A 16,681-nucleotide genomic window follows, 5' to 3' on the forward strand; every position below is an offset into this window, starting at 1 on the left:
ATATAATACAAAATTTTAATGTAGAAAAACTTGTCTATAGCTTATATCCTCTTGGTGTTATGATTTTACCATTTTCTATATAGCTTTGAGAATTTCCTATTATAACAATAGTAAACATATCTATGTTTGCTTTATCAATATCTTTAAGAGATACTATTTCACTGCTTTCATCTTCTCTACCTGCATTTCGAACAATTCCTACCGGTGTATTCTCACTTCTATACTTACCTACTATTTCAGCAGCTTTTGTTATATAATCAGTTCTTTTTTTACTTTTAGGATTGTACAAGCATATAACAAAGTCACCTTCAGCACTACATTCAACTCTTTTCATAATTAAGTCCAGTGGTGTCATTAAGTCACTAAGGCTTATAACTGAAAAATCATGCATCAGTGGTGCACCTAAAATTGCAGCTGCAGCATTTGCAGCAGTAACTCCTGGTATTACTTCAAAATCAATAGCTTCCTTTTGAGCATTAACGAGCTGAAGGAGTATCCCAGCCATTCCATAAATTCCACTATCTCCACTGCTAACCATAGCAACAGTTTTACCTTCTAAGGATTGTTCAACAGCGATTTTACAGCGTTCTATTTCTTTTTTCATTGCAGTAGCAATGTATTCTTTTTCAGGGAATATTTTTTTTACTAATTCTATGTAAGCTGTATATCCGATAATAATATCGGCTTCCTCAAGAACTTTTAATGCTTTTTGCGTCATATGTTCTTCTCCACCAGGACCTATACCAACAGCGAATAATTTATTTTTTTTCATATTAATCCCTCACGTCTATAATCTTGTGCTTTTTTTATAAAATTTATGGCTATATTAACATTACTATAAAAGTATAAATGAGGATACCCACAGTAATTAGTTTCACTAGCTGCAACATCACTCCATTGCTTTCCACTAGGCTTTGTTATAGTAAATCCTTGGTATTTTCCATCATCCTTTGAGTAATGAAATTCATGACCTTTGGCTTTTTCATTTGCATTTAATATCAATGAATCTGATTTAGCCTCTAATGTAATATATCCAAAACGTGGATTCAAGTTTTTAGTCATATATATATTGGAGTCTATCCCTTCCACCATGGTATAAGTGTTTCCAGTATTACCAGTTATTGAATTCGATAGATACATATATCCACCACACTCAGCAATGATAGGAATTTCACCTTTAACAAGGTTTTTCAATTCTTCGAGCATTGTTTTATTACTACTTAGCTTTTCTAGATATAATTCTGGATAACCACCACCGATATATATACCATCTATATCCTCTGGAAGAGATTCATCATTAAGAGGGCTAAAATATACTAATTCTGCTCCTAATCTTTCTAGTAATTCTAAGTTATCCTTGTAATAAAAGCAAAAAGCATTATCATAAGCAACAGCTATTCTAACCTTATCTTTCATTGATTTTGTAAATTCTTTAATTGTTTTTTGAAAATCAGGTATTATACAATCTAAGTTAACTGCAGCTTTAGAAATCTTGTATATTTCATCTAAATCAATTGTGGCTTCTGCCATTTCTCCTACTTTTGTAAGTTTGCAGTCTAAATCCTCAATTTCTTTAGCTAATACCAAGCCTAAATGTCTAGAATCTAAGGATATTTCTTCATTAAACTGTACATAACCTACTACCTTTATATCAAATTCTTGTTCTATTGCGTCTTTAAATATAGAATACATACCAGCACTACAATTATTTAAAATTACGCCTTTTATAAGCTTTGCCTTTTGATATTCTAAGATTCCTTTTATAATTGAAAGTAACGTTGTTGCCATTCCTGTAACATTGATAACTACAATTATAGGAGTATTCGTATATTCCGCAACTTCATATGTACTTGCTCTAGTAGTCATTGCAAGACCATCGTATAATCCCATAACACCTTCAATAATCGATAAATCCGCATCTTTAGAAGTATTATAAAGTAAATAGTTCAAATCGTTTTTATTTAAAAAGAAGCTGTCTAGGTTTCTCGAAGGCTTCTTTGTAATATAACTATGAAACATAGGATCAATATAATCAGGGCCACATTTATAACTATCAACATTTAGTCCTCTATTAATAAATCCTTTAATGATTCCTGCTGTTATGGTAGTTTTACCACAACCACTATTACTTCCTGCTATAATGATTCTGTTGCCCATCTTATCACCTCATCTAAATCCCCTACTCCAGAATCCGCTGGCCTTTGTATAAGAATAACTGGAATGTCCATGGCTTTAGCAGCTAATATCTTTTCTTCTATAGCCCCAGCCTTCCCACTGTCTTTTGTAACTATAGCCTTTGCATTAAGCCTTTTAATTAGATTTATATTATCTTCTGTCGAAAAAGGTGGAGACAATGAAAAAACATGTTCATCTTGTATTCCTAGGCCCTTGCATTTATCGATTGATGTTTTATTATCAAGAATTCTCACAAAAACTCTATTGAAAAAATCATCGATTAAATCCATATAATCTTCTAAGGTTTTTACCCCAGTTGTTAGAAGTATATTTCCTTCAATATTTTTTGCTTTTAAGGCCGCATCCTTTGAATCCTTTGCTAGAATTATTTTTTCATATTCATAAAGCTCTTTTGGCCTTTGATATCTAATATATTTTATATTATTTTCAGCACAAGCAGCTTTGACATTTTTGCTTACTATATCTGCAAAGGGATGAGAAGCATCTATAACACAGGATGGTTTTCTATCTGTAAAGAATTTAACAAAACCATTATAGTCTAGCCTATTCTCATATATTTCTGCATTTGTACCTTTAAGTGCCTGTGCTCCCATTTCTGTTGCCACAGTGGCAAGAATAGAAATGTTATATTTTTCGAGACTTTCTATTAGTTCTCTTGCTTCAGTAGTTCCAGCGATTATTATAATATCTGTTTTAGCATTTTTTAGCATAGTTCATTTATTCTTTCTGTAACTATTTCAGCTAACTTATCATCATCCCCGATACATCTGCCAAGTTTAATTGTAATATCTTTATAGATATCTTTAATCCTATCTAATTCTGAAGGAATATCCTCAGTTATGTGAATTCCATCAAAAATAAACATTGGAACAATTTTAAATACCCTTACTCCTGTTTCATACAATTCAGCAACTGCCTTTTCTATAGTAGAATCAGATAATTGTAAAAAAGCTAGCTTTATTGGGTCTTGGAAGTTTATTTTAACTTTTCTTGCTAAAGATTGTGCTATTTCTTCTGTATCCTTTTTCTTACTTCCATGCGCTAATATAATTATTCCTTCCATTTCTTCAGTTCCTCTCTTTTATATACTATTTTTTATACATATATAGGTTCAGTTAGTAAAACTTCATTAAATCTCTAAGACATATCAATAAACTAATGATTCTTCATCTAAATTTATATATGAAAAGCTAAAACTTTAAAATTTATATATAATGCTTTTCATAGCTAATGCTAGGGTTATTCCCTTGTACTTTGTTTTTCCTTTAAGAATTTTTCCTTTATTTGATGCTATATAAGCACTGGCTTCAGCAACAGAACCAACACCAGTAACAGATTTCACAAACTCTGATGTTTCAATTTCATAATTTATTGTTTCAATTTCTTCATAATCAGCTATATATAAATCAGCTTTATATTTTTCACATAAAGTATTAATAGCTATCTCTTTTTCTTTAAGTGCTATTGTGGCTATAGTCCCAATGGATAATGGCGATACTTGATTTTTCTCTAAAAAATCCTCCACAGCTAAAAGCATCTCTTCAGTACTAATATTTTTTTTGCAACCAACTCCAAGTACTACAGATTTTGGTCTAATATATAAAACATGATTTTCACTTTGAAATTTTTTTCCTATGTCAAAAACAACTTTGTTATTCTGTGAATTGTAAGTAGAATTATCAACTAGAGTATTTATATTATCAGTAGCCTTTAAGCCTTCTACCTGATATTCTGTTATAAAATCTACAACTTTTCCTTCAATTAAGTCGGCACTTATATATTTGAGGTCTTCTATATTTTCTATTACAGAATTATTTTCTTTTGCAAATAAATCAAAGGCTATGGTATTAGTTATATCTGTTGCTGTAGTTATTACAGGTGTTGCTGATATTACCTTTGCTATATTTCTAGCAATTTCATTTGCTCCACCAAGATGACCAGACAATAAGCTGATAACATGTTTACCCTTTTGATCTATTACGATTACTGCTGGATCTTTGGCTTTGTGTTCTAGTAAACTTGCAATAACTCTAACTACAATGCCTGTAGCCATGATAAATACTAAGCTATCGTATTGATTCCATGAACTTTGGACATTTTCTTTAAAGTTATCCTTATTGTATAGATCTCCACCTAACTGACTAGATATTTTCTTTGCTAAATTTTCTCCTTCATTAGTAAGAGAAAAAAATGCTATTTTCATTCTGCACTCCTAAACTCATGAGAAAAACTTTTGTCGTAAAGTTTTGATAACTGATACTCATTACCTAAAAAATCTCCAACAACTACTAGTGCTGTTTTTTTAATTCCAGCTTCTTTTACCTTTATAGCTATATCACTAAGAGTTCCTTTTACAATCAGTTCATCAGTCCAAGAAGCTTTATAAACAACAGCAACTGGAGTATCTTCTCTATAGGACTCATATAATTCTTGTACTAACTGTTCTATTTGTCCGACGCTTAAAAATATTATCATTGTAGCATTATGTGTAGCCAAATTTTTTATGCTTTCCTTTTTAGGTACTGGGGTTCTACCTTCAATTCTTGTCAATATTACTGTTTGTGTAACACCTGGAAGAGTGTATTCTTTTTTTAATGATGACGCTACTGCTAAAAAAGAACTAACTCCTGGTATATTACAATATTCTATACCTAACCTTTCTAAAGCATCCATTTGTTCTCTTATCGCTCCGAAAATTGATGGGTCTCCAGTGTGAATTCTTGCTGTAACTTTACCTTCAGCTTCAGCTTTTTTCATTACCTCAATAACTTGTTCCAAAGTCATAGACGCACTATTATACACAATGGCATCAGGTTTTGAATCTTTAAAAACGTCTTTATTTACTAAAGAACCTGCATAAATTATTACATCTGCTGTATCAATAATCTTTTTACCTTTAACAGTTATAAGTTCAGGATCTCCAGGACCTGCTCCAATAAAATACACCATTACTTTGTACCACCTTTTTTTATTATCATCGTTGTAAAATAACTATTTTCTCTTTCCAAATCTACTTTTCCAATGTATTCATCTTCAAATCCGCATTTACTAGCTACTAGTGCACTGTAATCTTTAAAATTTTCTTCTAAGCATTGATTAATATTTTTAATACTTCCAGCAGCTTTCATCATTACGACGTTATCATAGCTTCTAAAAATTTCAGCAAGATTTGTATTATCCTTTACTGCTGGTATTATAGCAAGGGTTTCATTACCTTCTGCTAAGGAAATTTGGGCTTTAGCAGCTATTGCACTAAATGAAGTAATTCCTGGTATTATCTCAGTTAAGTATCCTGCTTCCTTTATAGAATTATTTATATACATATAAGTACTATAAATAGATACATCCCCCAGAGTAATCATAGCAATATCTTTACCCTCTTTTAGTTTATCCTTAATCAAGTTTATTGCATTTTTTCTTGATGCTTCCCTTTTTTCTTTATTTTTATCCATAGAAAATTCCACTTCTAGAATTTCCTTTTCCTTAATATCAATAATCTCTTTTATAATGTTTAATGCTGTACTATCCTCGCCAATAGACTTCACAGGAACAGCTATAATAGGTACTTGGTCTAAAATCCTTTTCGCTTTTATAGTCATAAGTTCTGCTTCTCCTGGTCCGACACCAACACCGTAGAGTTTTCCTTCCATCTTTACCGCTCCTTAGATATATTTAAAACCTTTATTATTTGGATTTCTTATCATTGCACTTTGCACCTATACTGAATTTAATGTAGCACTTATTAAGTGCACTGGATTATTGGCTTCCATTAAGGTATATTTTCCAAGCTTTCTACTTTCACTTATAGAAACTTGTGTAACTTCAAAATCAGAAAAATCTTCTTTCACTAGAAGTGATGAAGCTAGTGACAAGGTTTCTATTGTTACAGCGGAAATAACGATTCGTATACTCTTTTTAAAACTTCTTAGAATATCAATTATTGCTTCAATCTCACCATTAGCACCACCTATAAAAACAACATCTGGTATTGGTAAGTCTTTTATAACATCAATTGCTCTTCCTTCATGAATGATTAAGTTAGCCTCAAGGTTAAATTTCTCTCTATTTTTATAAATTAGCTCCAGTGCTTTTTTCTTCATCTCAATCGCATGAACTTGTCCGAAATGGCATTGCCTTGCTACTTCTACAGCGATACTTCCAGTACCAGCACCAATATCCCAAACAATATTATCCTGAGATAGTTTTAATTTATGTATAGCTATTAATCTAACATTTTCTTTAGTCATCGGCGTATCATCCCTTATAAAGTCTTTATCACTTAAAAAACCTTGCATTAAAACTTTTTGAGGATTATTATTTATTATCATTACCGCTGTTAAGGAGTCATAATTCTTCTCTACAATTTCATTTGGAAAACCAATATTTATTAGCTCATCTTCATAAGATAGTCTTGATCCTACGCAAATTTTAACGTGATTAATACCATAGCTCAAAAGACTATTACAAATCCAACTTGGATTATTAACGCTACTACATAATACGAAAGTTTTTTTATTTTCTGAAACAGCCATAGCTAAGCTACCACTAGTTACTTCTAAACCATGGGCACTTACAATTTTAACATCTTCAATAGTTTCTCCAATTCTCGCTCCCAGAAGCTGCATAGAACTTATTCCAGGGACTATATCTATCTCTATATCTTTTAAATTATTTTTTATGGTATTGAAAAGACTATGAAGTAAAGGATCACCAGAAACCAAAACGGCTACAGCTCCCTTTAAAGCTAAACTATCTATTAAATCTAAAGTTTCTTTAATATTGCCCATAAAAAAAGTATTCTTTTTATTAAATAAGTTTTTATAGCGCTTTGAAACAACTATGTAATCAGCATTTTCAATTACTTCTTTTGCAGCTATGGAAAGATATTTTATATCTCCAGGTCCCAATCCAACTACTGTTACCTTTTTCATTGTTCCAACTCCTTTAAAACACGATGATAATTATTACTTTTAGCCAAAATCGTGCTATCATTCTCTAAAAATACTACAGCCACTTCAATCTTATTATGTGTTCTTAAAATACAATTCTTTGAAGCCTCCTCAACTATATCTTGCCACATATTATGTAAATTATATTTCTTTGCAATCCTTATGGCTTCGCTAATGTTGGGGCTGTTATAAAGCTCTAATATTGCATCTCTATCTGCTCCTTTTAAAGCAGCAACAGTGCATAAAATTTCACGGCGTCCTTCAGCAACATGACTATGTGTATTCATAATATTTGCTGCAAGTTTTATAAGTTTTCCTCCAAAACCCCAAATTAAAATATGTTTATAACCTAATTCTTCTGCTACATCAAGCATAGCTCCAATATAATTGCTTACATGGGTAATCCATTTTATCCTTATATTTAGTTGGTTTAATGATTTCTCACCAGAAGCTCCTATGACAAAACACATAGAATCAGTTCCTTGAGCTTTTTTCATCTGTAATTCTAATGCTATAGAATCCTTCATAGCTTCTTCACTCATAGGTCTTACAATGCCAGTAGTGCCAATGATAGATAAACCTCCCACTATGCCCATCTTAGGATTAAAAGTCTTCTTTGCAACTTCCTCTCCACCGGAAATAGATATGGTTACTTCTGCGCATTTATCACCAATAATCTTTCTTAATTCATCTTCAATCTGTTTTCTAGGAACTGGATTAATGGCTGGTTCACCTTTCTGTACCTTTAGCCCATCTACAGTAACAATGCCAACACCTTCTCCAGCTTTGTAAGTTATTAGTCCATTTTCATTAAAAATTCTCACTTTCGATATAATCATCATCTTATCAGTTACATCAGGGTCATCTCCTGCATCTTTAATAACACCGCAACAACCATTATTTAATTTCTTGATTTCCAGTTCTATCTCATAACCAGCTGGAACTATAACTTTCACAGAACTAGGACAATTTCCTGTGCTTTGCCATAATGCAACTGCTTTAGTTGCAGCAGCAGCACAAGTTCCTGTTGTTATACCTTTTCTTAGTATCTTCATATAGATTTCCTTTTTCTTTGATTATTTATATTTAATTGTATAGCTACATTAATTCTTAGAATCTATGGTCAATATATTTTTCTATTTTAAAAAATACAAAAGCCACACTTTTTCACCGATGCAAAAAAGTGCAGCCCATTTTTACTGCCCTAATTGTAATTAATAAATACTAAATTTCTCTTTATTATTTCAGTCAATAATTTAGCTTAGACTAAATTTTGTGAAAATTATAAAGTAATATATATAAATCACAAGTATCTAATATCTATAAACCGTAGATTTTAGAATTCACGTTCTTAAGCAGGTCTTCTGGCTTACGTATCATCATTAATATCAACCTTCCCAGAATATATTTCCAGTGGTATATTATGACATAACTCCTCGTTTACAGTGGCGGTACCGCGTGGGATCTTCACCCAACTTCCCTATTATCCTATAAATATTTATAGAGGCACTTAAGAAACTATTAAGTTTTTCCCTTTTATGATATTATACTGCAAATTAATAGTATGTCAAGATTTATAAACCATACAGAATGTAAATGAATTGTAAGGATTTCATTTTCGATAAAAATTTGTAAAAAATATATCTATAATTTTAAATTCTATATGTCGCCTATTTTATAATAACGGTGTTTTTTCTAAATATAAAAGTTATATAATTACATCTATTCGTCGAAAAAAGAAATATCTTGACATTAAAACTATAAAAATACATAATAAAGTATAGAGTAAACGTTTCATAATACTATAAAATTCATATATGAAAAAGGTGGTTATAAATATTATGGAGAACACTAATGAAGATATGAAGAGCAAAAATTCATATGATATGTATCAATTAAATCAAATAAATTTGGGAAAGAAAGATAATTTGGACATATCAACTTATTGTAACCCTAAATTTAATGCATATCAAATGGATCAAATAAGAAAAGGCCTTTATGAACATTTAGATATTAGTTGGTATTGTTCATTGACTTTCACTTGGAGACAAATGGAGCAAATACGCCTTGGATTAAGAAAAGGTCTCGATGTTAAATATTATGCAAAGCCTGAGTTTCACAGTTATAAGATGGAAGAAATAAGGCTTGGACTTGAAAAAGGTTTAGATGTGAAAATTTATGCAAAAGTAAGTTTAAATAGATTTCAGATGGAAGAAATTCGATTAGGTCTTGAAAAAAATATCGATACCTCCATATATGCAAAAGAAGAATTTAAAAAGTATCAAATGGAACAAATACGTCTTGGACTCGAAAAAAAACTAAATGCGTCAATTTACGCTAAAGCTGAATTTTCTAGTTCCCAAATGGAAGAAATAAGACTTGGACTCGAAAAAGGTTTAGATGTTTCTATATATGCAAAATACGAGTTTGATAATTATCAAATGCAAGTTATTAGAGTTGCTCTTGAAAAAGGTTTTGATGTTTTATATTATATAAAGCGAAAATTTAGTGTAGATCAGATTTATAGAATAATAAATGGATTAGAAAAAAGATTAAATGTATCATATTATGCAGACCCTAAATTTACTGTTTATCAAATGGATAAAATAAGATTAGGTCTAGAAAAAGGTGTAGATGTTACATTATATAATAAACCTGAATATGACCAAGCTCAGATGAGACTTATTTTAATGGGCCTACAGAATGGCTTGCAAGTTGAGTTATACGCAAAATCGCAATTTGATATAAAAAGAATGAACTTAATATTACAAGGACTGCTAATGGGTTTAGAAGTTAGTTACTATGCAAAGGAAGAGTTTAACTTAAAGCAAATGCAAGAAATATTTAAGGGATTAGAAGCAGGAATAGATGTGAGTTTATATGCAAAAGAAGAATTCTCAGAGTTTGATATGTTTAATATAAGACAAGACTTGGAAAGTGGAGATGATATCACCGAAATCTTAGATAGAATTGCTTTTGAACATAATGAATCCTACTCTCCTGAAGAATCTCACAACGACAACTTTAATGCAAACCCATTAAGTTATGATGAGGATTTTGGAATTTATTATGAGCCTCATAATATAGGAGAAGTAACTGGTATTAATGCTCAAGATGAATATGTTTCTAAAGAAGTTTTAATTACAAAAGAAACTCAAATTTATGATTTAGGTCCTGATCCTGATAAAACCACCTATTGGAAGTGTGCGGATGATGGATATTATTCATTTTAATTATTATACTATCCTAATTTTATGTATTGTATAAGGTAAACATAAACATTTTTATATTCTTAATATAGAATCAATTCTGGAACTTATATAATTATTCTTATGAATATGTAAAAACCTCTGATTAATAGGAAAAGCCTCCTAACACTCAGGGGTTTTTACGTATTTAAATACACTAAGCTAAATTTCAGAGTATTATTGATTATAACCGAGTCTAGATAACTTCCCATTTAATGACATTAACTTCTTCTTTCGTCCACTTTCCATTGATTCCTTGTTCTTTTAAGGTCATATCAAAATGGCACATTGCTATACCTATATCCACACACTCTAAACCATAATGTCTTCCTTCCGCTATATGAAAATAAAAACTATCATCTACCTTAATAATTCTCCAAGGTTGTTTATTCATAGCTGAAGGCGCTTTTCTAACCATTTCTAACGCTTGAGAATACTTCCCTGCATCTTCTTTTTTTAATGGTTTGCTTAAATTTCTATCAAAAAACAATTCATTCCAAAGCTTTCTATTTTTAGAACCTGCAACTGCTACCATAGCCTTTTCCATAAAGGATTTCTTTTCTCTAGGATATCCTAATGGACTTACAATTAAAATTATCTCATTTTCTTTTAAGTTAACAGCTTTAGCAAAGTTACTCTTGTTAAATGTTCCTCCCATCCAACAAGAACCGATACCTAAAGACGTGCAGTATAGTATAAAGGATTCAACTTCGTAGCCAAGTTCAACTTTATCTTGTTCTTGACTTTCTTGTTCTAAAATACAAACTAAATATGAAGTTGCACCTTTAACAACACCGTATGTTCCAAGTTTTAAATCCTTGGTAGTATCGAAATCCATATCGACAAACGCATAACGAATTTTCCCTTTGAAAGGGCCATCTAAATTTTTTAGATAACTTATAAGCTTTTCTTTTACATCTGCCTCGAGCTTTCCCTTATATCCTCTTACAGAAGTTCTTTCTTCAATAATCTCATTAATTGGTTTGTTATACAAAATCATACTATCAGCTCCTAAACCATATCATATGCAATAATTCTATCATTAAACTAGTAACCATTAAAATATATTTCTAAAATTAGCTTCTACTAATTTTATCTTTTATTCAAATTCTTTCGGTAACGTAACAGTAAAGGTCGTACCTTTACCATACTTTGTTTTAAAATAAATAGTTCCATTACAGATTTCAATTATTCTTTTCACTATCGCAAGTCCTAGTCCGTTACCTTCCTTTGAATGTGAAGTATCTCCTTGATAAAACTTCTCAAAAACATGGTTTTCTATTTCTTCTGAAATTCCAATACCTTGATCAGCTATTTCTACGATAACTGATGAGGGATTGTCTTTCAACTTAACGCTTATAGTTCCATTGTCATAAGAAAATTTAATAGCATTCCCAAGAATATTTACCCATATTTGTTGAATTAACTCTTCATCTCCTATATAATTAACTTTCTCTAAATTAATTTCTAACTCTAAATTTTTTAGAGACCATTGGTCTTCTAATAGTAAAAGTGTTTTTCTTAATTGCTCATCCAGAGAAAAGATTACTCTATTTTTAGAAATCATTTGAGAATCTAATCGAGATAATCTTAAGATATTTGTAGATAAATTACTGAGCCTCTTTGTTTCCTCTATTATGATATCTGTATATTCATCAAATTTAGTTTCAGGTAGACTTTTGTCCTTAATTATTTCAACAAATCCTTGAATAGATGCAATAGGTGTTTTAAATTCATGAGAAACATTAACTATAAAATCTTTCTGGAGATATTCAATATTTTTCAATTCCTTTGCCATTAAATTGAAGTTCTTAGCTAGGATACCTAGTTCATCCTCACTATCATAAAGAATATTTATGTCAAAGTTTCCCTTTGCAATTTCTTTGGTGCTTTCGCTTAACTTCTTTAATGGCTTTATAATGAGTTTTGTTACAAAAAACACAAGTATAGAACCGATTAAAGCACAAATCACTAGTGTTATTGATAAAAGTAATGTTTCCTTCAAATTATCATTAATATAATGTAGTTTAGATAAACTATAATTTAACATAAGAGAGATTCCAAAAGAAGTTACACAAGAAAAGCATAATATACCTATAAATATTAAAGTAAACTTAGTTCTAATTGATTTTGAAAATACATTCATACATACTTCTCCGCTTTATATCCTAATCCTCTAATTGTTATTATTTTAAACTCATCAATATGTTCAAATTTTTTTCGAAGTTTCTTGATATGGCTATCAACGGTTCTCTCATCAATGTCTACATCCATTCCCCAAATTTCATCCATTAATTGTTGACGAGTAAAAATTTTTTTTGGATAACTTAAAAGTTTAAATAATAAATAAAATTCTTTTTTGGGTAGTTCATATACAGTATCCTTAGTAGTTATAGAAAGAGTATCATAATTTAAAACTATATCTCCAATTTGAAGCTTGTGCTCTGATACGATTTTTGAGCGCCTAAGCAAAGCAGCAACTCTTAAAACCATCTCATTCAAATTAATAGGTTTTACCATATAATCATCAGCACCAAATAAAAAACCTTTTTCCTTATCTTCATAACTTTCTCTAGCTGTAATCATTAAAATAGGCATGTTATACTGAGATTCCCTTAAACTCATAGTTAGTTCATATCCGTCCATATTTGGCATCATTATATCACTAATAATTAGATCTATATGATAGCTATCAAGAATCTGTAATGCCTTTATTCCATCTTCTGCATCAAAAATTTTATAGCCCTCCTTCTCAAGGCGAGCTATCATAAGCTTTCTTATATTTGTATTATCTTCTACAATCAGTACATGAAACATTTTAAGTCTTTCATTCCTCTCTAAAGGTTCATAAGTTCTTTTACTTCTTGCTCCTTTTCAAAAAGAACGCAGCCGCCTGCATGTTCAGAAAGAAGCATTCCTGATTTATTTAGCTTATCAAACAAAGGCGAATTTATCGCTTCTCTTAACGTACATTCTGCTAAATTAGTATCCGAATATGGTGAAAATGGGCATGGTTCCGCAGAGCCATCAACACTTATATGAAAAAATCCCCTACCTGCGGCTAGACAACCACCAGAATATTTTTCGTCACCAGGAAAAGACAGAAAAATAGCATCTTTATATTCATCTCTAAGCTTTTGCTGCTCATCCTCTAAAATTTTGCGTTCTCTATTGCCTGGTGCTAGGTTTTGCGTTCCATCTGACACAGGAACATATTCGACAAAAATCATCGCTTTACATCCCTTTTTATATAACTTATTGAAGAATGCTTTACTTGTCACAGTACTAAGATTTTCTTTAGTTACAGTAACTGATGAACCAAATAATATTCCTTTTTCCTTTAGTTTATTCATTACTTCCATCAACATTTTATAGGTTCCTATACCGCGTCTTCTATCAGTTTGCTCCTCATTTCCTTCTATACTTAATATAGGAACGAGATTTCTATTTTTATCAAATAACTTTATATATTCATCATTAATCATTGTTCCATTAGTGAAAATAGGAAACATAATTTCTTTTATTTCAGCTGCTTTCTCAATTATATCTCTTTGCATTAATGGTTCACCACCTGCAAGGAGTATAAATGAAATTCCAAGTTCTTTAGCTTCATTAAAAATTCCAGACCATCTTTCAGAAGGCAATTGTATTTTATGGATATCTTCTCCACAGGACTTATTAGCTCTTGCATAACAACCCTTGCAAAATAAATTACAACTGCTTGTTATGCTGGCAATTAGAAATCCTGGGATGTTTTCACCAATATCTATGAATTCCATTCTTTTCTTTTTAGCTTCTTTACTTGCTAAAGCATACTTTAGGATAAAAGCTGTTTCCTTTGGATTTTTAAAGGACGCTTTTACTATTCCCTTTACAACATTTTCAATACCATTACTCATATATTCAGCTAAATTAAAATTCTCTCTCATTTCTTTACTCCTATATCCATGATAATTATTTAACTATATCTCTAGCAAACTTCTTGGCTAAAATTAGATCCTCTTGGTTAGGTCTATTTTTATGAAGTTTCATAAACTCTCCTCTGCAGTGAAATTCATCACTACAAACATTAATACCCCTAGATTCTAATAGCTTTTTCATTTCTGGATAAGCAGACTTTGCTATTGATGCCGTGCTGAAAACTGCAACCTTTTTAACACTACTATCTAGGTTCATTATAAATTTCTTTAAATCACTATCAATTCCTGCCCAATATAATGCTCCACCTATAAAAAGTATATCAGTGTTTTTTGAAACTCCTCTAGTAATTGGTTGTGCTACAATTCCTAATTCACTAGCTATAGCATCTGCCACTTTTTTTGTATTCCCTGATTTTGATAAATATCGTACTTCTATATTCATAATAAGCATCTCCTTAAATAATTATTTAATATATGAGGAGATTATAACCATTGTATATGACCTAAATGTGACCAAATGAAAATTATCTAACTAAACCAACAAAGGTTCTAGAATCAGTTAACAACTGATTCTAGAACCTTAATTATTTTAATTTACTTTTGTCTCAAAACCCTAATGATATTACTTGAAAGGATTTTCAGTTTTATAAAGCATCCCTTTTGGTTGATTAAAGCATAGATCATTAACACCTAGGTATTTAAATAAACTATAAATTGCTTTTCCGTGATGTCCAAATGCAACAGCTCCATGGTGAGGATATCTCTTTTCAATTAACACATGACGGTAGAATCTCGCCATTTCAGGAATTGCAAAAATACCTATAGCTCCAAAGGAACGAGTAGCAACTGGAAGAACTTCGCCTTCAGCAACATATGCTGTTAACTCTGCCTCAGCATTGCTCTGTAAACGGAAGAAAGTTATATCGCCAGGAACAATATCTCCTTCTAGAGTACCACGAGTTATATTTGGTTCTTGATTTGGTTCTAAAGCTCTTGCCATAATCATTTGATTTTTCATAGTTCCACTTGTTAACTTACATGCAGCTGTATTACCACAATGGAAGCCCATGAATGTATCTTTTAAAGTATAATCAAAGTTACCTTTGATTTCTGCTTCGTACATGTCAGCTGGCACTGAATTATTTATATCAAGTAATGTTACTACATCTTGACTTACACAAGTTCCTATATATTCACTTAAAGCACCAAAAATATCAACTTCACAAGCAACAGGTATTCCCATTGCTGCTAAACGACTGTTAACATAACATGGGACGAATCCGAATTGAGTTTGAAAAGATGGCCAACATTTGTTTGCAAAAACAACAAATTCTCTTGAACCCTTATGTTCTTCCATCCAATCAAGCAAAGTAACTTCGTACTGAGCAAGTTTAGGTAATATACCAGGCATTTTATTTCCTTCACCTAGTTCTTGTTCCATACTAGCTATTACTTCTGGAATTCTTGGATCATTAGCATGTGCATTAAAAGCTGCATATAAATCAAGTTCTGAATTTTCTTCAATTTCAACACCAAGATTATATAATTGCTTTATTGGTGCATTGCAAGCTAAAAAGTCTTGTGGCCGAGGTCCAAAAGAAATAATTTTTAAATTTTTAAGTCCAAGTAAAGCAGTAGCAACAGGAACAAATTCTTTAACCATATCTGCAACTTCAATAGCTGTTCCTACAGGATATTCAGGAATATATGCTTTTATATTACGTAATGCCAAATTATAGCTTGCATTTAACATTCCACAATAAGCATCTCCACGTCCATTGATTAGGTTGTCCCCACTTTCTTCAGCAGCAGCAACAAACATAACTGGTCCATCAAAATATTTTGCAAGCAAAGTTTCTGAAGTTTCAGGTCCAAAATTTCCAAGGTATACTACTAATGCATTTACACCTGCTTCTTTAACTTCTTTTAAAGCTTGTTCCATATGTTTTTCATTTTCTACGGTTGTAGGACATTCAAAAATATCTCCACTTATTTCTTTATAAGCTTTTACTACAGCTTTTCTGCGACTAGCAGATAATTCCATTGGGAAACAATCTCTGCTTACTGCCACAATGCCTAATTTTATTTCTGGTATGTTTTTCATTTTCTATTCCTCCGATAAATTAATAAGTTATCTCTTCTTTGCTTTTTAAATCCGGTTTAATAAGTCTATTTTACTTCCCTTTTTCATTTTCATCAATATCTTTTTGAAATCTTTTTCACAATTATATTAACGTAACGTAAAATAATAAATAAAATAATGAAATAAAACTTTTTGAAAGATATAAATCCTTATATTCACCTATAGTTTAATGTAGTTCAGATATATTCTTTTAACATTACATAAACCGTTTTAATAAAACTTTGA

General features: G+C 30.9%; 16 protein-coding genes and 1 riboswitch. Of the genes, 1 reads left to right on the plus strand and 15 read right to left on the minus strand.

Going from position 1 to position 16,681, the window contains the following annotated elements; genetic code table 11:
* Nucleotides 1–34 precede the first annotated feature (34 nt).
* From cobJ to cbiD, 9 genes are all read right to left on the minus strand, one after another.
* A complete protein-coding gene (cobJ, locus tag CLOCEL_RS11135; protein ID WP_010076812.1) occupies nucleotides 35–772 on the minus strand; it encodes a precorrin-3B C(17)-methyltransferase in 738 nt (245 codons plus the stop codon).
* The gene (locus tag CLOCEL_RS11140) at nucleotides 769–2,157 is read right to left on the minus strand and encodes a cobyrinic acid a,c-diamide synthase CobB (protein ID WP_010076811.1); all 1,389 of its coding nucleotides are present in this window, start codon (nucleotides 2,155–2,157) and stop codon (nucleotides 769–771) included. The genes cobJ and CLOCEL_RS11140 overlap by 4 nt, the downstream gene beginning before the upstream one ends.
* Nucleotides 2,136–2,906, minus strand: coding sequence for a precorrin-6A reductase (gene cobK, locus CLOCEL_RS11145; protein WP_010076810.1), 771 nt, complete (start codon nucleotides 2,904–2,906; stop codon nucleotides 2,136–2,138). Before cobK ends, CLOCEL_RS11140 begins: the two co-directional genes overlap by 22 nt.
* Nucleotides 2,900–3,259, minus strand: coding sequence for a sirohydrochlorin chelatase (locus CLOCEL_RS11150; RefSeq protein WP_010076809.1), 360 nt, complete (start codon nucleotides 3,257–3,259; stop codon nucleotides 2,900–2,902). Before CLOCEL_RS11150 ends, cobK begins: the two co-directional genes overlap by 7 nt.
* 135 nt (nucleotides 3,260–3,394) lie before the next feature.
* The gene (cbiG, locus tag CLOCEL_RS11155) at nucleotides 3,395–4,399 is read right to left on the minus strand and encodes a cobalt-precorrin 5A hydrolase (RefSeq protein WP_010076808.1); all 1,005 of its coding nucleotides are present in this window, start codon (nucleotides 4,397–4,399) and stop codon (nucleotides 3,395–3,397) included.
* Entirely contained in the window at nucleotides 4,396–5,145 is a 750-nt protein-coding gene (cobM, locus tag CLOCEL_RS11160) for a precorrin-4 C(11)-methyltransferase (protein WP_010076807.1), read from the minus strand. The genes cbiG and cobM overlap by 4 nt, the downstream gene beginning before the upstream one ends.
* Nucleotides 5,145–5,846, minus strand: coding sequence for a precorrin-2 C(20)-methyltransferase (cobI, locus tag CLOCEL_RS11165; protein WP_010076806.1), 702 nt, complete (start codon nucleotides 5,844–5,846; stop codon nucleotides 5,145–5,147). Before cobI ends, cobM begins: the two co-directional genes overlap by 1 nt.
* Before the next feature lie 66 nt (nucleotides 5,847–5,912).
* On the minus strand, nucleotides 5,913–7,127 hold the full coding sequence (locus CLOCEL_RS11170) for a bifunctional cobalt-precorrin-7 (C(5))-methyltransferase/cobalt-precorrin-6B (C(15))-methyltransferase (RefSeq protein WP_010076805.1): 1,215 nt from the start codon (nucleotides 7,125–7,127) through the stop codon (nucleotides 5,913–5,915).
* A complete protein-coding gene (gene cbiD / locus CLOCEL_RS11175) occupies nucleotides 7,124–8,200 on the minus strand; it encodes a cobalt-precorrin-5B (C(1))-methyltransferase CbiD (protein ID WP_010076804.1) in 1,077 nt (358 codons plus the stop codon). The genes CLOCEL_RS11170 and cbiD overlap by 4 nt, the downstream gene beginning before the upstream one ends.
* A gap of 282 nt (nucleotides 8,201–8,482) precedes the next feature.
* A riboswitch (cobalamin riboswitch) is annotated at nucleotides 8,483–8,674 on the minus strand.
* 312 nt (nucleotides 8,675–8,986) lie between these two features.
* Here cbiD and CLOCEL_RS11180 point away from each other — a divergent pair.
* Nucleotides 8,987–10,378 (plus strand): hypothetical protein, encoded by a 1,392-nt coding sequence (locus tag CLOCEL_RS11180; RefSeq protein WP_010076803.1) that lies wholly within the window; start codon nucleotides 8,987–8,989, stop codon nucleotides 10,376–10,378.
* A gap of 211 nt (nucleotides 10,379–10,589) precedes the next feature.
* Here CLOCEL_RS11180 and CLOCEL_RS11185 read toward each other — a convergent pair whose 3' ends face one another.
* The 6 genes from CLOCEL_RS11185 to CLOCEL_RS11210 all read right to left on the minus strand — a co-directional run bounded on the left by CLOCEL_RS11185 (nucleotide 10,590) and on the right by CLOCEL_RS11210 (nucleotide 16,417).
* Nucleotides 10,590–11,393: a nitroreductase family protein gene (locus CLOCEL_RS11185; protein WP_010076802.1), complete on the minus strand. Its 804-nt coding sequence runs from the start codon at nucleotides 11,391–11,393 to the stop codon at nucleotides 10,590–10,592.
* Nucleotides 11,394–11,492: 99 nt separating this feature from the next.
* The gene (locus CLOCEL_RS11190; RefSeq protein WP_010076801.1) at nucleotides 11,493–12,539 is read right to left on the minus strand and encodes a sensor histidine kinase; all 1,047 of its coding nucleotides are present in this window, start codon (nucleotides 12,537–12,539) and stop codon (nucleotides 11,493–11,495) included.
* Nucleotides 12,536–13,210: a response regulator transcription factor gene (locus CLOCEL_RS11195; protein WP_010076800.1), complete on the minus strand. Its 675-nt coding sequence runs from the start codon at nucleotides 13,208–13,210 to the stop codon at nucleotides 12,536–12,538. The genes CLOCEL_RS11190 and CLOCEL_RS11195 overlap by 4 nt, the downstream gene beginning before the upstream one ends.
* 20 nt (nucleotides 13,211–13,230) lie before the next feature.
* On the minus strand, nucleotides 13,231–14,322 hold the full coding sequence (locus CLOCEL_RS11200; RefSeq protein ID WP_010076799.1) for a radical SAM/SPASM domain-containing protein: 1,092 nt from the start codon (nucleotides 14,320–14,322) through the stop codon (nucleotides 13,231–13,233).
* Nucleotides 14,323–14,347: 25 nt separating this feature from the next.
* Complete coding sequence (locus CLOCEL_RS11205; protein ID WP_010076798.1) at nucleotides 14,348–14,755, minus strand: flavodoxin family protein; 408 nt, start codon at nucleotides 14,753–14,755, stop codon at nucleotides 14,348–14,350.
* A 180-nt stretch (nucleotides 14,756–14,935) separates the two neighbouring features.
* A complete protein-coding gene (locus tag CLOCEL_RS11210; RefSeq protein WP_010076797.1) occupies nucleotides 14,936–16,417 on the minus strand; it encodes an L-fucose/L-arabinose isomerase family protein in 1,482 nt (493 codons plus the stop codon).
* Nucleotides 16,418–16,681: the final 264 nt, after the last annotated feature.

Origin of the sequence: Clostridium cellulovorans 743B (genome assembly GCF_000145275.1) — a bacterium.
Lineage (GTDB): Bacteria > Bacillota > Clostridia > Clostridiales > Clostridiaceae > Clostridium_K > Clostridium_K cellulovorans.

Excerpts from the sequence above, each read along its gene's own strand:
- CLOCEL_RS11190 (WP_010076801.1), bottom strand. The coding sequence starts at position 12,539 with ATGAATGTATTTTCAAAATCAATTAGAACTAAGTTTACTTTAATATTT.
- cbiD (WP_010076804.1), bottom strand. The coding sequence starts at position 8,200 with ATGAAGATACTAAGAAAAGGTATAACAACAGGAACTTGTGCTGCTGCT.
- CLOCEL_RS11180 (WP_010076803.1), top strand. The coding sequence starts at position 8,987 with ATGGAGAACACTAATGAAGATATGAAGAGCAAAAATTCATATGATATG.
- CLOCEL_RS11210 (WP_010076797.1), bottom strand. The coding sequence starts at position 16,417 with ATGAAAAACATACCAGAAATAAAATTAGGCATTGTGGCAGTAAGCAGA.
- CLOCEL_RS11140 (WP_010076811.1), bottom strand. The coding sequence starts at position 2,157 with ATGGGCAACAGAATCATTATAGCAGGAAGTAATAGTGGTTGTGGTAAA.
- CLOCEL_RS11170 (WP_010076805.1), bottom strand. The coding sequence starts at position 7,127 with ATGAAAAAGGTAACAGTAGTTGGATTGGGACCTGGAGATATAAAATAT.
- CLOCEL_RS11185 (WP_010076802.1), bottom strand. The coding sequence starts at position 11,393 with ATGATTTTGTATAACAAACCAATTAATGAGATTATTGAAGAAAGAACT.
- CLOCEL_RS11200 (WP_010076799.1), bottom strand. The coding sequence starts at position 14,322 with ATGAGAGAGAATTTTAATTTAGCTGAATATATGAGTAATGGTATTGAA.
- CLOCEL_RS11205 (WP_010076798.1), bottom strand. The coding sequence starts at position 14,755 with ATGAATATAGAAGTACGATATTTATCAAAATCAGGGAATACAAAAAAA.
- cobM (WP_010076807.1), bottom strand. The coding sequence starts at position 5,145 with ATGGTGTATTTTATTGGAGCAGGTCCTGGAGATCCTGAACTTATAACT.
- cbiG (WP_010076808.1), bottom strand. The coding sequence starts at position 4,399 with ATGAAAATAGCATTTTTTTCTCTTACTAATGAAGGAGAAAATTTAGCA.
- CLOCEL_RS11150 (WP_010076809.1), bottom strand. The coding sequence starts at position 3,259 with ATGGAAGGAATAATTATATTAGCGCATGGAAGTAAGAAAAAGGATACA.
- CLOCEL_RS11195 (WP_010076800.1), bottom strand. The coding sequence starts at position 13,210 with ATGTTTCATGTACTGATTGTAGAAGATAATACAAATATAAGAAAGCTT.
- cobK (WP_010076810.1), bottom strand. The coding sequence starts at position 2,906 with ATGCTAAAAAATGCTAAAACAGATATTATAATAATCGCTGGAACTACT.
- cobI (WP_010076806.1), bottom strand. The coding sequence starts at position 5,846 with ATGGAAGGAAAACTCTACGGTGTTGGTGTCGGACCAGGAGAAGCAGAA.
- cobJ (WP_010076812.1), bottom strand. The coding sequence starts at position 772 with ATGAAAAAAAATAAATTATTCGCTGTTGGTATAGGTCCTGGTGGAGAA.